Annotated in this window: 14 protein-coding genes; 10 read left to right on the forward strand and 4 right to left on the reverse strand. The window is 74.8% G+C overall.

Translation table 11 applies throughout. The annotated features are described in order from the left end of the window. Positions 1-61: 61 nt before the first annotated feature. Positions 62-487, reverse strand: coding sequence for a hypothetical protein (locus tag J3473_RS09610; protein ID WP_207022886.1), 426 nt, complete (start codon positions 485-487; stop codon positions 62-64). A 272-nt stretch (positions 488-759) separates the two neighbouring features. Here J3473_RS09610 and J3473_RS09615 point away from each other — a divergent pair, with 272 nt between their 5' ends. Genes J3473_RS09615 through miaB form a run of 5 tightly spaced genes read left to right on the forward strand, consistent with a single transcriptional unit; the run spans position 760 to position 7,011 of the window. Continuing rightward, complete coding sequence (locus tag J3473_RS09615) at positions 760-2,307, forward strand: circularly permuted type 2 ATP-grasp protein (RefSeq protein WP_207023037.1); 1,548 nt, start codon at positions 760-762, stop codon at positions 2,305-2,307. Further along, positions 2,301-3,227: an alpha-E domain-containing protein gene (locus tag J3473_RS09620; protein WP_207022887.1), complete on the forward strand. Its 927-nt coding sequence runs from the start codon at positions 2,301-2,303 to the stop codon at positions 3,225-3,227. The genes J3473_RS09615 and J3473_RS09620 overlap by 7 nt, the downstream gene beginning before the upstream one ends. Before the next feature lies 1 nt (position 3,228). Continuing rightward, positions 3,229-4,068, forward strand: a complete 840-nt coding sequence (locus tag J3473_RS09625) for a transglutaminase family protein (protein WP_207022888.1) — start codon at positions 3,229-3,231, stop codon at positions 4,066-4,068. Between the two features lie 55 nt (positions 4,069-4,123). Then, complete coding sequence (locus J3473_RS09630; RefSeq protein WP_207022889.1) at positions 4,124-5,503, forward strand: DedA family protein; 1,380 nt, start codon at positions 4,124-4,126, stop codon at positions 5,501-5,503. After that, positions 5,500-7,011: a tRNA (N6-isopentenyl adenosine(37)-C2)-methylthiotransferase MiaB gene (miaB, locus tag J3473_RS09635; RefSeq protein WP_207022890.1), complete on the forward strand. Its 1,512-nt coding sequence runs from the start codon at positions 5,500-5,502 to the stop codon at positions 7,009-7,011. Before J3473_RS09630 ends, miaB begins: the two co-directional genes overlap by 4 nt. 170 nt (positions 7,012-7,181) lie before the next feature. On the opposite strand, the gene J3473_RS09640 is transcribed toward miaB, so the two are convergent. Both J3473_RS09640 and J3473_RS09645 read right to left on the reverse strand, forming a co-directional pair. After that, positions 7,182-7,385: a hypothetical protein gene (locus tag J3473_RS09640; RefSeq protein ID WP_030529250.1), complete on the reverse strand. Its 204-nt coding sequence runs from the start codon at positions 7,383-7,385 to the stop codon at positions 7,182-7,184. Between the two features lie 179 nt (positions 7,386-7,564). Continuing rightward, entirely contained in the window at positions 7,565-7,756 is a 192-nt protein-coding gene (locus J3473_RS09645) for an antitoxin (RefSeq protein ID WP_030529251.1), read from the reverse strand. A gap of 144 nt (positions 7,757-7,900) precedes the next feature. Here J3473_RS09645 and def point away from each other — a divergent pair, with 144 nt between their 5' ends. The 4 genes from def to ggt are packed head-to-tail and all read left to right on the forward strand — an operon-like array spanning position 7,901 to position 12,305. Next, complete coding sequence (gene def / locus J3473_RS09650; protein WP_030529252.1) at positions 7,901-8,539, forward strand: peptide deformylase; 639 nt, start codon at positions 7,901-7,903, stop codon at positions 8,537-8,539. Next, on the forward strand, positions 8,536-9,492 hold the full coding sequence (miaA, locus tag J3473_RS09655) for a tRNA (adenosine(37)-N6)-dimethylallyltransferase MiaA (RefSeq protein ID WP_207023039.1): 957 nt from the start codon (positions 8,536-8,538) through the stop codon (positions 9,490-9,492). Before def ends, miaA begins: the two co-directional genes overlap by 4 nt. Further along, complete coding sequence (dapF, locus tag J3473_RS09660; RefSeq protein ID WP_207022891.1) at positions 9,485-10,363, forward strand: diaminopimelate epimerase; 879 nt, start codon at positions 9,485-9,487, stop codon at positions 10,361-10,363. Before miaA ends, dapF begins: the two co-directional genes overlap by 8 nt. Positions 10,364-10,421: 58 nt before the next feature. Then, on the forward strand, positions 10,422-12,305 hold the full coding sequence (gene ggt / locus J3473_RS09665) for a gamma-glutamyltransferase (RefSeq protein WP_207022892.1): 1,884 nt from the start codon (positions 10,422-10,424) through the stop codon (positions 12,303-12,305). On the opposite strand, the gene J3473_RS09670 is transcribed toward ggt, so the two are convergent. Next, on the reverse strand, positions 12,296-12,901 hold the full coding sequence (locus tag J3473_RS09670) for a class I SAM-dependent methyltransferase (protein WP_207022893.1): 606 nt from the start codon (positions 12,899-12,901) through the stop codon (positions 12,296-12,298). The genes ggt and J3473_RS09670 overlap by 10 nt on opposite strands. A gap of 93 nt (positions 12,902-12,994) precedes the next feature. On the opposite strand from J3473_RS09670, the gene hflX reads away from it, so the two are divergent. Beyond that, positions 12,995-14,458: a GTPase HflX gene (hflX, locus tag J3473_RS09675; protein WP_207022894.1), complete on the forward strand. Its 1,464-nt coding sequence runs from the start codon at positions 12,995-12,997 to the stop codon at positions 14,456-14,458. The last annotated feature ends 14 nt before the right edge of the window (positions 14,459-14,472 follow it).

Consider the following 14,472-nt stretch of genomic DNA (forward strand, 5'->3'; position numbering starts at 1 on the left):
TGCGGGCCACGGGTTTTCACGCACCCGATGGTGCGGTGCGGGTCGAGCGGGGCAGGGGCGGTCAGCAGTACTCGAGCGCGTCGAGCACCCAGGCGTCGGACGACCTCGAGTACGTCAGCTTCGCCCGGAGGACGTTGCGCTCGACGAAGCGTGCGACGGCCTCGTCCGGCGACTGCCCGACCGTCAGGCGCGCCGCGGGGAACCGGTCGGCGAAGTCCGTGGCGTCGGCCCACCGGGCGGCGTGCTCGCGGACGTCGGCGACGCCGTCGGAGCCGGCCGCGCCGTCCGGCGTCCCCGTGTTCACCTCGCCCGTGGGGCACGAGACGGCCGTCGCGACGGGGAAGGACGCCGTGCCCACCGCCTCACCGGACCCGGAGCACCCACCGAGCACGCACGCGACCCCCAGCGAGGCGGCGGCAGCTGCTCGGCCGGCGCCTCGGCGCACACGAGGGATGCGTCCGCCGGCGTCCCCCGCTGGATGCCCCATGCGCGCGAGGCTACTCGCGCGGGCCGGCGGGCGGGAGGCCGTCGGGGGTCCTGCGCGAGGACCCCGCAGCTGCCGGGTCATCCGGCAACGACCTTGGCGGGGGTCGGCGCCGTCCGCCGGACACGGCGGTCCCGGAAACACGGCCGAGACACGCTCGTGATGACACGGTCACCGATTCGCCCTAGGTTCGGCCCGTGACCGAGCCGACCAGCACCGAGGCCGCGGAGAGCCTGTTCGACGGCTACCGGCTCGGCGGCGGGCCGTGGGACGAGATGCTCGCGGGCCCGCAGGAGCCGAGGACCCCGTACAAGGCCGTCTTCCACACCCTGCGCTCGACGACGGGGACGACGCTGCGCGAGCGGGCGGACATCCTCGCGCGCTCCTACCTCGACCAGGGCGTCACCTTCGACTACGCCGGGGAGGAGCGGCCCTTCCCACTCGACGCCGTGCCGCGGGTCATCAGCGCCCACGAGTGGCAGGTCATCCAGTCCGGTGTGCAGCAACGGGTCACGGCGCTCGAGTCGTTCCTCGACGACATCTACTCGCGCGAGGGCGAGATCCCGCGCGCGGTGCACGAGGGCATCCTCCCGTGGCGCCTCATCGCCAGCTCGAGCCACTACCACCGCGCCGTCATGGGCATCCGCCCGACGAACGGCGTGCGGGTCCACGTGTCCGGCGTCGACCTCATCCGCGACGAGCAGGGCACCTTCCGGGTCCTCGAGGACAACGTCCGCGTGCCGTCGGGCGTCAGCTACGTCATCGCCAACCGGCGCGCGATGGCCAACGTCTTCCCCGAGGCGTTCGCGACGATGCGCATCCGGCCGGTGCACGACTACCCGCGGATGCTCCTCGACGCCCTGCGCGCCGCCGCCCCCGACGGCGCCGGCGACCCGACGGTCGTCGTCCTCACGCCCGGCGTCTTCAACAGCGCCTACTTCGAGCACGCGCTCCTCGCCCGGATGATGGGCGTCGAGCTCGTCGAGGGCCGCGACCTCGTGTGCGTCGGCGGCCAGGTGCGGATGCGCACGACGACCGGTGACCGGCCGGTCGACGTCATCTACCGCCGCGTCGACGACGAGTTCATCGACCCCGTGCACTTCCGCGGCGACTCCGTCCTCGGCGCGGCCGGGCTCGTCTCGGCGATGCGCGCGGGGCGCGTCACCGTCGCGAACGCGATCGGCAACGGCGTCGCCGACGACAAGCTCATCTACAGCTACCTGCCCGACCTCATCCGCTTCTACCTCGACGAGGACCCGATCCTCCCCAACGTCGACACCTACCGCTGCGCCGACGACGCCGGCCTCGAGCACGTGCTCGCGCACCTCGACGAGATGGTCGTCAAGCCGGTCGACGGCTCCGGCGGCAAGGGCCTCGTCGTGGGCCCGCGCGCCGACGGCGCGACGCTCGACCGGCTCCGCGAGGCGATCCGCACCGACCCCCGCGGCTGGATCGCGCAGCCGGTCGTCCAGCTCTCGACGGTTCCGACCCTCATCGGCGGCCGGCTCGCACCCCGCCACGTCGACCTGCGCCCGTTCGCCGTCAACGACGGTGAGCGGGTGCGGGTCCTGCCGGGCGGCCTGACCCGCGTCGCGCTCCCGGAGGGCGAGCTCGTCGTCAACTCCAGCCAGGGCGGCGGCTCCAAGGACACCTGGGTCCTCTCCGACCGCCGCGCCGCGCCGCCGACGTCGACGGCGCACCCGGACAACCGTGAGGTCGTCGTCATGAGCGCCCCGACCGCCTCGCTCGAGGACAGCATGCGCGCCCAGCAGCAACAGCAGCAGCAGGGCCGCCCGACCGACGGGGGTGCCGCCCGATGCTGAGCCGGATCGCGGAGTCGCTGTTCTGGATCGGCCGCTACACCGAGCGCGCCGACGGCACCGCGCGCATCGTCGACGTGCTCCGCCTCCAGCTGCTCGAGGACCCGGTGGCCGTCGAGGCCGAGGCCGCGCACACCGTCCTCTCGGTGATCATGGGCCTGCCGCACGAGGGGTCGGTGTCCTTCGACGACGTCGGCGCCTCGCTCGTCTTCGACCGGTCGAACCCGAGCTCGATCAGCGGGGCGTGGTTCGCCGCCCGCGAGAACGCCCGCCGGGCCCGCGAGACCCTCTCGACCGAGCTGTGGGAGGGCATCAACACGACGTGGCACCGGTGGAACGGCTTCGGCCGCGCGGCCGTCACCGAGCGGCACCTGTCGTGGGTGCGCGAGCGCGCCGCGTTCGTCGCCGGCATCGCCGACTCGACGATGTCGCACGACGAGGCCTGGGACTTCCTCGTCCTCGGGCGCAGCATCGAGCGCGCCGACATGACCGCACGCCTCGTCGCCACCGGCGGCCTCCCGGGCGGGGGAGCCCCGTGGTCGGTCGTCCTGTCGAGCTGCGGTGCGCAGCAGGCGTTCATGCGCAGCCAGCGGGGTCTGCTCAGCGACGACCGGGCGGCCGCCTTCCTCGTCCTCGACCGCGAGTTCCCCCGGTCGGTGTTCTTCTCGCTGCTCGAGGCCGAGCGCCGGCTCGAGGCGCTCTCGCCCCCGCAGGCCGAGCGCATCGGCGTCTCGGACGAGGCGCGTCGGCAGCTCGGCCGGGTACGCACCTCCCTCGAGTACCGCTCGACGGCCGAGGTCATCGCCGACCTGCCCGCGCAGATGCTGCGCGTGCAGTCCGCCGTCACCGCCGCGTCGAGCGCCATCGCGGCCCGGTACTTCCAGTCCGGCCCGCTGCCCACCTGGTCGAGGGACGTGGTCTGACGTGCGCCGCTACCGCATCGTGCACACGACCTCGCTCGTCTACGACGGCCCGGTCCGCGCCGCCCACAACGAGCTGCGGATGACCCCGCCGAACGAGGCCGGGCAGACGACGCTCGAGAACCGCATCCGCATCCGGCCGATGACGTGGAGCCACGTCTACCGCGACCACTGGGGCGCGCACGTGATGGCGATGGAGAGCCTCGCCCAGCACGACCGCCTCGACATCGAGGCGATCTCGACGGTGGAGCGCTCGGCGGCACCGCTCCCCGCGGCGACGTGCACCTGGGCGACCGTGCGCGACGCCGCCGTCCAGGACCGGCTCTACGAGTGGCTGATGGTCTCCGACCGCACCCGAGTGGGCGACGGCATCGCCGAGCTCGTCGACGCGGTCCGGGGCCTCGACTCGCCCCGCGCGGCCGCGGACGAGATCTGCGGGCGCGTCCGCGAGGCGATGGAGTACCGCCCCGGCGCGACGGCCGTGCACAGCACCGGCGAGGAGGCCTGGCACGAGCGGGCCGGCGTCTGCCAGGACTTCGCCCACGTCACCGTCGGCGCCCTGCGGGCCCTCGGCATCCCTGCGCGGTACGTCTCCGGCTACCTCGTGCCGCGGCGCGACCTCGAGGTCGGCGAGAGCGCGACCGGCGAGAGCCATGCGTGGGTGGAGCTCTGGGACGACGCGTGGGTGCCGGCCGACCCGACGAACGGCACGACGGTCGGTGACGACCACGTCGTCGTCGCGCGCGGTCGCGACTACGACGACGTGCCGCCGTTCAAGGGCATCTACTCCGGTCGCGCGACGGCCGCGCTCGAGGTGCGGGTCGCCTTCACCCGGCTCGCCTAGGCCGGGCGGCCCGGAGGCCTCCCGCGGGCGGGCCGGTGCGTGCCACGCTGGTCCCGTGCTGACCGACGCCCTCGGCTCGCTGCCCGCGTGGCCCCTCGCGGTGCTGCTCGCCGCGTCGGTGCTCGCCGAGTCCGGCACCGTCGTCGGGATGCTCCTGCCGGGCACGACGGCGGTCATCGGCCTCGGGGTGCTCGCCGGGGTGGGCGCGGTCCCGGCTCCGGTCGTCTACGGGCTCGCGATGGTGGCCGCGGTCACCGGCACCTCCCTGGGCTGGCGCTCCGGTCGTGACGGCGGCGCCGCCGTGCGCACCTCGAGGCTCGGGCAGCGCGTCGGCGAGAGCCGGTGGGCCCTCGCCGACGACCTGCTCGCCCGGCGCGGCACGCAGGCCGTGGTCGTCGCACAGTTCGTCGTCGTCGCCCGCACGCTGGTGCCTCGCATCATCGGGATGTCGGGCACGCCGTGGCAGCGCTTCGCACGGGCCAGCGTCCCCGCGGCCACGGCCTGGGCGGTCTCGCTCACGCTGCTGGGGCACCTCGCCGGCTCGAGCTGGGACGCGGTGAGCGCCCTCCTCGGGCGGGCCATGGTCTCGGTGGCGGTCCTCGCCGGCCTCGTCCTCGGCCTCGCGTGGCTCGGGCGCACGGTCGCGATGCACCCGGAGTGGCGGTCGGCCCCCTCGGCGCGCGCCGCCGAGGCGGCCTCCACCCTCGTCCGCCGGCGCGTCGAGCGCCGGACCTCCGCCCTGGCCGGCGGGCGCGCCGCGCAGGTGGTGTCGGGTCTCGTGTGGGTCGTGGCCGCCGTGCTCGTCGGCGTGGTGACGACGGCCGTCGTCGCCTTCGCGGTGGGGCGCACCGGCCTGCGCTCGCTCGACGAGCCGGTCGGCGCGTGGTTCGCCGCGCACGCCTCGGGCACCGCGACGGACGCCGCCGACACCGTCGTCCACGTGCTGCGCACACCGTTCGTCGTCGGGGCGGCCGTGCTCGTCGCGCTCGTCGTCCTCTCCCGCTCGGTGCCGGGTGCCGACGCGCGGGTGCGCGCCGCCGTCGGGGTCGGCGGGCTGGTCGCCCTCGCCGTCGCGACGAAGTGGGCGGCGGACGCCGTGCGCGGGCCGGCCGAGCTGGGGGAGGCCCGTTACCTCTTCCTCAACCAGCTGCCGGTGGTCCTCACCGCCCTCGTCCTCGCGGTCGTCCTCGCGTCCCCGGTCCTGCCGTGGGCGGGGCGGGTGGCGGCGTGGACGGCCGCGGCCGCCGTGGTCCTCGTCCTCGTCGGCGCGCGGCTCGTCGTCGGCTACTCGACGGCGAGCGAGGTCGTGCTGGCGCTCGGCGTCGGGCTGGCGTGGGCGGCGCTGCTCGCCTCAGCGGTCCGGCCGCCGAGCGCGCCGGCCGACGCCGGCGTGACCGAGCCCGCCGTGGCGCCGCGTACCCTTGACGGGCCATGACTGCTGCCAAGACCTACGACGTGCGCACCCACGGGTGCCAGATGAACGTCCACGACTCCGAGCGCCTCGCGGGCCTGCTCGAGACCGCCGGCTACGTCGACCTCGCGAGCGTCCCGGACGCCGAGCGCCCCGACGTCGCCGACGTCGTCGTGTTCAACACCTGCGCGGTGCGCGAGAACGCCGACAACAAGCTCTACGGCAACCTCGGGCAGCTGCGGCCGGCCAAGACCGCCAACCCGGACCTCCAGATCGCCGTCGGCGGTTGCATGGCGCAGAAGGACCGCGACACGATCGTCAAGCGCGCCCCGTGGGTCGACGTCGTGTTCGGCACGCACAACATCGGCAGCCTGCCGGCCCTGCTCGACCGCGCGCGGCACAACAAGCGCGCCGAGGTCGAGATCCTCGAGTCGCTCGAGACCTTCCCCTCGACGCTCCCGACCCGGCGTGACTCCGCGTTCGCCGGCTGGGTGTCGATCTCGGTGGGCTGCAACAACACCTGCACGTTCTGCATCGTCCCGAGCCTGCGCGGCAAGGAGCAGGACCGTCGCCCCGGAGACGTCCTCGCCGAGATCGAGGCCCTCGTCGCGCAGGGCGTCGTCGAGGTGACGCTGCTCGGCCAGAACGTCAACACCTACGGCGTCGAGTTCGGCGACCGCCTCGCGTTCGGCAAGCTGCTGCGCGCCTGCGGCGAGATCGACGGCCTCGAGCGCGTGCGGTTCACGAGCCCGCACCCGGCGGCCTTCACCGACGACGTCATCGACGCGATGGCCCAGACGCCGAACGTCATGCCGAGCCTGCACATGCCGCTGCAGTCCGGGTCCGACCGGGTGCTCAAGGCGATGCGCCGCAGCTACCGCAGCGAGAAGTTCCTCGGGATCATCGACCGCGTGCGCGCGGCCATCCCCGACGCCGCGATCACGACCGACCTCATCGTCGGCTTCCCCGGCGAGACCGAGGAGGACTTCGCCGAGACGCTGCGCGTCGTCGAGGCCTCGCGCTTCTCGAGCGCGTTCACCTTCCAGTACTCCATCCGTCCCGGCACGCCGGCCGCGACGATGGAGGACCAGGTCCCGAAGGCCGTCGTCCAGGAGCGGTTCGACCGGCTCATCGAGCTCCAGGAGCGCGTGTCCTGGGCGGAGAACCGGACGCTCGAGGGCCGCGAGGTCGAGGTCCTCGTCGCCCCCGGCGAGGGACGCAAGGACGGTGAGACCGCCCGGATGAGCGGTCGCGCGCGCGACAACCGCCTCGTGCACTTCGCCGTGCCGGACGGGGCCGAGCGGCCGCGCCCGGGCGACGTCGTGACCGTGGGCGTCACCTACGGTGCCCCGCACCACCTCGTGGCCGACAGCGGCGTGCAGGGCGGGACCTACCGGCTGCGCCGCACGGCGGGCGGCGACGCGTGGTCGGCGCTCCAGGACGCGCCGGTGCCGGGCAAGCCGGCGGTGTCGCTCGGGATGCCCGGCGTGGGTCGCCCGGCCCCCGTGGCCGCCCCGGCCTGCTCCGCCTGAGCCTCGGGGCCTGCTTCACCCCGGACGCCACATGGGTCGAGGTGAAACAAGACCACCGGAGCGTCGCCTTTCACCTCGACCGCGGTGAGGGAGCGGGAGCCGAGGTCAGACCCGACCACCAGAGTGTCGCCTGTCACCTCGACCGCGGTGGGGCGGTCGAGCGTCCCGGCTCAGACGAGGGACACGACGAGCCAGCCGGCTCCGGCACACACCGCGAGCACGGCGGCGAGGCCCCCGACGACCCGCAGGGCGGACCGGCGTCGGCGCGTCACGACGGCCTGCTCGGCCTGCGTGGACCTCACGGCGTCGTACAGCGGCGTCGGGTCGAAGGGCTCGATGTCGAGCTTCGGCAGACCGGAGTGCCAGTGCGACACGGAGGATCCTCTCGTCGTGATGGGGGAGCGGCCTGTCGACCATAGGGCCCGCAGCGGGTCGTTCGCGCCGGATCCGGGCCCACGACACGGGTCTTGACCGAACCCCGAGGAGACCGTGACCGAACGGACGAGACCCCCGACCGGTCGTTCGGTCGGGGGTCCCGCGGCCGCGGTTCTGCTCAGCGTCCGCCGATCGCCTCGTCGGCCCGGGTCTGTGCGCTGTCGACCTGGTCGGCGTACCTGCCGCCGGTCAGCGAGTCGACGGCGTCGCCGCCGCGCTCGATGGCCTGGTCGCTCAGCGACTCGACCTGGTCCGGGTGCTGCTCGGCCAGCTCGGTGAGCTTCTCCTTGGCACTGTCGAGGAATCCCATCGGCGACCTCCTTCCGTCTCGGGGACAGGGCGCGCCCGCGACGGGGCGCCCCTCCAGTGGACACCCGGGGGTGCCCGCCGCGCCAGCCTTTTCCGTGCCGGGTGCGGTGCGGCTCGGTCGGCGCACTCTGGAAGAATCGCGCGCATGGCCATCCGACCCGTCGTCATCTGCGGCGACCCCGTGCTCCACCGACGCGCCGAGCCCGTCGAGGTCATCGACGACGGCATCCGCGAGCTCGTCGCCGACATGTACGAGACGATGGACGCCGCGCGCGGCGTCGGCCTCGCGGCCCCCCAGATCGGCGTCGGCCTGCGGATCTTCACCTGGCAGCTCGGCAACGAGGACGGCATCCCGGCCCGTGGCGTGGTCATCAACCCCTACCTCGTCCCCGCCAAGGCGGTGCCCGGCGACCCCGACCCGCACGACGAGTCCGAGGGCTGCCTGTCGGTGCCCGGCGAGGCCTACCCGCTGCGCCGCGGCGAGAGCGCCGTGCTCACCGGCCAGGACCTCGACGGCTCCGAGCTGCGCTACGAGGCCACCGGGTGGTTCGCCCGGATGCTCCAGCACGAGTACGACCACCTCAACGGCTTCCTCTACGTCGACCGGCTGCAGGGCAAGTGGGCGCGCCGCGCGAAGAAGGCGGTCAAGGCCAACGGCTGGGGCGTGCCCGGCCTGTCGTGGATGCCCGGTGAGGACCGTGACCCGTTCGGCCACGACGACGTCGACGACGACGGCCTCGACGCCGAGGGCGGCGGCCACGACCACGGGGACGGGGCGCGCTGAACCCGGCGCCGCCCGTCGTCGCCGTCGTCGGGGCCACGGCCACCGGCAAGTCCGGCCTCGGGGTCGCGCTCGCGCACCGGCTCGGCGGTGAGGTCGTCTCGGCCGACGCCTCCCAGCTCTACCGCGGGATGGACGTCGGCACGGCCAAGCTGACCCTCGCGGAGCGCGAGGGCGTGCCGCACCACCAGCTCGACGTCCTCGACGTCGTGGAGGAGGCGAGCCTCGCGGCCTACCAGCGGGAGGCGCGCGCCGACCTGGAGGCGGTGCTCGGCCGGGGGCGCGTGCCCCTCCTCGTCGGCGGCTCGGGGCTCTACGTCCGGGCGGCGCTCGACCGGCTCGAGATCCCGCCGACCGACCCGGAGGTCCGCGCGGCGCTGCAGGCCCGCGCCGACGCCGAGGGCACGGCGGCGCTGTACGACGAGCTGGCCGCGCTCGACCCCGCGGCCGCGGCCGCCATCGAGCCGAACAACACCCGGCGGGTCGTGCGCGCGCTCGAGGTCGTCCGGCTGACCGGCCGGCCGTTCAGCGCGACGATGCCCACCCGCGAGCTGCTCCGGCCCACCGTGGTCGTCGGCCTGCGGGTGCCCCGCGACGAGCTCGACGCCCGCATCGCCCGCCGCACCCGGGCGATGTTCGACGCCGGCCTCGTCGAGGAGGTGCGCGGCCTCGTGGAGCACGGGCTGCGCGAGGGCCGCACCGCGAGCCGGGCCGTCGGCTACGCCCAGGCGCTCTCGGTCCTCGACGGCACCGCGACGCTCGAGGAGGCGGTCGACGACACCGCGCTGCGCACCCGGCGCCTCGTGCGCCGCCAGGAGTCGTGGTTCGGCGCGGACCCGCGCATCCACTGGCTCGACGCCACCGGCCCCCGGCTGCTCGACGAGGCGCTCGCGCTCGTCGAGCAGGCGCAGGACGCCCGGCGCGGGGCGGGATGCGACGATGGGCCGCATGGCTGACCGGTTGGCGTTCACGAAGGGGCACGGGACCGAGAACGACTTCGTCCTCGTCCCCGACCTCGACGGTGCCCTCGGGCTGAGCGCGGGCCGGGCGGCGTGGCTCGCCGACCGGCGCGCCGGCCTCGGCGGCGACGGCGTCATCCGGGTCGTGCCGACGGAGGCCGCGGACGAGCCGTCGGTGCGCGAGCAGGCCTCCGACGCACGGTGGTTCATGGACTACCGCAACGCCGACGGCTCCGCCGCCGAGATGTGCGGCAACGGCACCCGCGTCTTCGCCGAGTACCTGCGCCGTGAGGGGCTCGAGACCGCCGACGAGTTCGTCATCGCGACCCGGGCCGGGGCCAAGGTCGTCCGCCGCGACGGCGACCACTGGGCCGTCGGCCTCGGCCCGTGGCGGCTCGCCGACCCGGTCGCGGCCGAGCGCGACGGGTTCGACGCGCTCGTGCACGTCGGCGAGGGCGACCCGTACTCGGCGCTCTCGGTCGACCTCGGCAACCCCCACACCGTCGTCGCCCTGCCCGAGGGCGTCGACCTCGACGCGCTCGACCTGACCCACGCGCCGGTCGTGCGCCCCGAGCCGCCGCACGGCACCAATGTCGAGCTCGTCCGCCCCGTCGGGCCGGGCCACGTCGTCCTGCGCGTCCACGAGCGCGGGGTCGGCGAGACGCGCTCGTGCGGCACCGGGGCCTGCGCGGCAGCCATCGCGACGAGCTTCTGGGCCGGGTCCCTCGACACCGGCGCCTCCTGGGTCGTCGACGTCCCGGGCGGCCGGCTCGCGGTGCGTCTGTCGGACGGCGGCGGGGTCGAGCTCGCCGGGCCGGCGGTGCTCGTCGCCGACGGCTCCGTGCCGCTGGGCCTCCTCCCGGCCTGAGCCCAGGCCGCGCCGCGCTCGCCGCGACAGGCCGCGGACCCCGGTCTACGGTGCTGTGATGGGGACCACATCCGCCGTCGCACCCGTCCGCCCACGCCGTCTCGCGGCTGCCGGCCTCGCCCTCGGCCTCGTGACGGCGCTCGCCGCCGGCACCCCGTCGGCGCAGGCGCACGGCGGACCCGGGCACCCGGGGCACGGGGGACCGCCCCCGGTCGGGCACGAGCTGCCCAAGGTCGCGGTGATGACGGGCTCGGGCGGAGCGGTCGCCAGCGTCGACCCGGTGGCGAGCCAGGTCGGCATCGACGTCCTGCGGGCCGGCGGCAACGCGACCGACGCCGCCGTCGCCACGGCGGCCGCGCTCGGGGTGACCGAGCCGTACTCGACCGGCATCGGCGGCGGTGGCTTCTTCGTCCACTACGACGCGCGCCGGCACCGGGTCCAGACGATCGACGGCCGCGAGGCCGCGCCCGCCACGTACGACGCGGACCAGTTCCGGGCGCCCGACGGCACCGCCCTCGACTTCGCCACGGTCGTCGGCTCCGGCCAGTCGGTCGGGGTGCCCGGCACTCCAGCGACCTGGCAGCGCGCCGTGGACCGGTGGGGCACACGGAAGCTCGGCACGCTCCTGAAGCCGGCGGAGGAGATCGCCCGGCGCGGCTTCGTCGTCGACCAGACCTTCCACGACCAGACCGCCGACAACGCCGAGCGGTTCTCGGTCTTCCCCGCGACGGCGCGCGTGTTCCTGCCGGGCGGCGAGGCGCCGGCCGTCGGGTCGGTCTTCCGCAACCCCGACCTCGCCCGCGCCTACCGCGAGCTGCGCACGCGCGGCGTCGACAGCCTCTACCGCGGGCGCCTGGGCGACGCCGTGCTCGCCGCGTCGCGCCGCCCGGCCACCGTGCCCGGGACGAGCGTCGCCGCGGGCGAGCTGACCCGCGCCGACCTGCGCCGCTACCGGGCGCTCGACAAGGACCCCGTCCACTCCCGCTACGACGGGCGGGACGTCTACGGGATGCCGGTGCCGAGCAGCGGCGGCATCGCCGTCGCCGAGATCCTCAACCTCATCGAGGCGTACGACGCCCGGACCGGTACCCCGACCTCGAGCGTCGACGAGGTGCAGTACCTCCACCGCTTCTCCGAGGCCTCCGCCACGGCCTTCGCCGACCGCAACCGGTACGTCGGCGACGTGCGCGGCGTCCCGGCCCGTCAGCTCGTCTCGCAGGCCTTCGCCGACGAGCGGGCCTGCCTCTTCTCGGGCACCGCGGCGATGGCCCGCCCGGTGCCCTTCGGCAGCCCCGACGGGGACTACGCCGGGTGCGACGACGGCACCGCCTCCGGGGTGCTGCCGCACGACGGGATGTCGACGACCCACCTCTCGGTCGTCGACCGCTGGGGCAACGCCGTGTCCTACACCTCGACGATCGAGCAGACCGGCGGCTCCGGCATCACGGTGCCGGGCTGGGGCTTCCTGCTCAACAACGAGCTGACCGACTTCGACTTCGTGCCGGTCACCCCCGGCGTCCCGGACCCCAACCTGCCCGGCCCCTCGCAGCGGCCGCGCTCGTCGATGGCGCCGACCATCGTCCTGCACGACGGGCGGCTCGAGCTCGTGGCCGGCAGCCCCGGCGGCGCGACGATCATCACGACGGTGGCCCAGGTGCTCCTTGGGCACTACGAGCGTGGCCTGACGGTGAACCAGGCCCTCCAGGCGCCGCGGCTGTCGAGCCGCAACGGGACGAGCGAGCAGGCGGAGCCGGCGATCGCCGGCGGCCCGGCCGGGGCCGGCCTGACCGCGCTCGGGCACCGGCTGTCGCAGACGTCGGAGATCGGGGCGGCGACCGCCATCAGCGTGCTGCGCGACGGGCGCTACACGGCCGTCGCCGAGAAGGTGCGCCGTGGTGGAGGCTCGGCCATGGTCGTGCGGCCGCAGGGGCGTCAGCCCTGACGGACCTCGAGCACACGGAACCCCTTGACCGAGGTGCGCCGGGTGCAGGGCATCCCGAGCTCGTCCTGCACCCAGCGCTGGAGGCTGTCCGAGCCGAGGTTCTTCTGGACCACGAGGGAGGCGACGCCGTCGGGCGCGAGGCGGGGGAGCCAGGTGCCCAGGAGGTCGTGGAGCACCGCCTTGCCGACGCGGATCGGCGGGTTGGACCAGATGACGTCGAAGCGCAGGTCGGCGGGGACGGCGTCGGCGGTGCCGGCGTGCACGCCGTCGAGGCCGAGGGCGGCCGCGTTGCGGCGGGCGAGGTCGAGGGCGCGCTCGTTGACGTCGACCGCCCAGACCGTGGCGGCCGGCGAGCGCAGCGCCAGGGTCAGGGCGACCGGGCCCCAGCCGCAGCCGAGGTCGAGGAAGGTCCCGGCGGGCGGGGGAGGGGCGACCTCGTCCAGGAGGACCGCCGTGCCCTTGTCCAGACCACCGGGCGAGAAGATGCCGCGGGCGACCTCGACCTCGACCGACCGCCCGGCGAGGCGGACCCGCAGGGGGCGTCGCTCGGCGTCGCTCGCGGGCTGCGCGGTGAAGTAGTGCTCGTGCTCGCTCATCGGGTCGAGAGGCTAGCGGCGACGCCCTCGCGGGCGTGAACCGGAAGAATGCTGTCGCCTCCGGGCGTTGGACGGTGAGACCCTAGGGAGAACATGACTGGACGACACACCATCACCGGGCGGGCCGCGGCGCTCGCCGACTCCACCCGCCTCGACGACGCCGGGTTCGTGCCCGACGACGAGGCCTTCGACTACGACGGCGACCAGTACGACCGCGAGGAGCGGGCCGCGCTGCGCCGCGTCTCCGGGCTCTCGACCGAGCTCGAGGACGTCACCGAGGTCGAGTACCGCCAGCTGCGGCTCGAGCGCGTCGTGCTCGCCGCCGTGTGGTGCGACGGCACGCTCGTCGACGCCGAGAACTCCCTGCGCGAGCTGTCGGCGCTCGCCGAGACGGCCGGCTCCGAGGTGCTCGCCGGCGTCATCCAGCGTCGCACCAACCCCGACCCCGCGACCTACCTCGGCAAGGGCAAGGCCGCCGAGCTGCGCGACGTCGTCATCGCCGAGGGCGCCGACACCGTCATCTGCGACACCGAGCTCGCGCCGAGCCAGCGCCGCGCCCTCGAGGACGTCGTCAAGGTCAAGGTCATCGACCGCACGGCGCTGATCCTCGACATCTTCGCGCAGCACGCGAAGAGCCGGGAGGGCAAGGCGCAGGTCGAGCTCGCGCAGCTCCAGTACCTCCTGCCCCGCCTGCGCGGCTGGGGCGAGTCGATGTCGCGGCAGGCCGGTGGCCAGGCCGCCGGCGGCCAGGGGATGGGCTCGCGCGGCCCGGGTGAGACGAAGATCGAGCTCGACCGCCGGCGCATCAACAGTCGGATCGCCAAGCTGCGCCGCGAGATCAAGGACATGAAGACGACCCGCGACACCAAGCGCGGGGGCCGCCGGGCCAACCGCGTGCCGGGCGTCGCGATCGCCGGGTACACCAACGCCGGCAAGTCGAGCCTGCTCAACCGGCTGACCGGTGCCGGGGTGCTCGTCGAGAACCAGCTCTTCGCCACCCTCGACCCCACGGTGCGCCGCGCCGAGACGCCCGACGGGCGCCTCTACACGCTCGCCGACACGGTCGGGTTCGTCCGCCAGCTGCCGCACCAGCTCGTCGAGGCCTTCCGCTCCACGCTCGAGGAGGTGGCCGACGCCGACCTGCTGCTGCACGTCGTCGACGGCTCGCACCCCGACCCCGAGGGGCAGATCTCCGCGGTCCGCGCCGTCCTCGCCGACGTCGACGCGACTGACGTCAAGGAGGTCATCGTCGTCAACAAGGCCGACCTCGCCGACCCCGAGGTGCTCGATCGGCTGCGCCGTCACGAGAAGCACTCGATCATCGTCTCGGCCCGCACCGGTGAGGGGATGGACGAGCTGCGCGCGCTCGTCGCCGAGGAGCTCCCGCGGCCGGACGTCGACGTCGACGTGCTCGTCCCGTACGAGCGTGGCGACCTCGTCAGCCGGGTCCACGAGACGGGGGAGGTGCTCGCGAGCGAGCACGTCGCCGACGGCACGCGCCTCACCGCCCGCGTCGACCCCGAGCTCGCCGAGGACCTCTCCGCCTACACGGTCTGACCGCGACGGGGCCC

Origin of the sequence: Phycicoccus sp. DTK01 (genome assembly GCF_017312765.1) — a bacterium.
Lineage (GTDB): Bacteria > Actinomycetota > Actinomycetes > Actinomycetales > Dermatophilaceae > Phycicoccus > Phycicoccus jejuensis.

Bases quoted from the DNA above. Each gene is read 5' to 3' on its own strand.
- J3473_RS09610 (WP_207022886.1), bottom strand. From the start codon at position 487: ATGGGGCATCCAGCGGGGGACGCCGGCGGACGCATCCCTCGTGTGCGC.
- J3473_RS09615 (WP_207023037.1), top strand. From the start codon at position 760: ATGCTCGCGGGCCCGCAGGAGCCGAGGACCCCGTACAAGGCCGTCTTC.
- J3473_RS09620 (WP_207022887.1), top strand. From the start codon at position 2,301: ATGCTGAGCCGGATCGCGGAGTCGCTGTTCTGGATCGGCCGCTACACC.
- miaB (WP_207022890.1), top strand. From the start codon at position 5,500: ATGACTGCTGCCAAGACCTACGACGTGCGCACCCACGGGTGCCAGATG.
- J3473_RS09645 (WP_030529251.1), bottom strand. From the start codon at position 7,756: ATGGGATTCCTCGACAGTGCCAAGGAGAAGCTCACCGAGCTGGCCGAG.
- def (WP_030529252.1), top strand. From the start codon at position 7,901: ATGGCCATCCGACCCGTCGTCATCTGCGGCGACCCCGTGCTCCACCGA.
- dapF (WP_207022891.1), top strand. From the start codon at position 9,485: ATGGCTGACCGGTTGGCGTTCACGAAGGGGCACGGGACCGAGAACGAC.
- ggt (WP_207022892.1), top strand. From the start codon at position 10,422: ATGGGGACCACATCCGCCGTCGCACCCGTCCGCCCACGCCGTCTCGCG.
- J3473_RS09670 (WP_207022893.1), bottom strand. From the start codon at position 12,901: ATGAGCGAGCACGAGCACTACTTCACCGCGCAGCCCGCGAGCGACGCC.
- hflX (WP_207022894.1), top strand. From the start codon at position 12,995: ATGACTGGACGACACACCATCACCGGGCGGGCCGCGGCGCTCGCCGAC.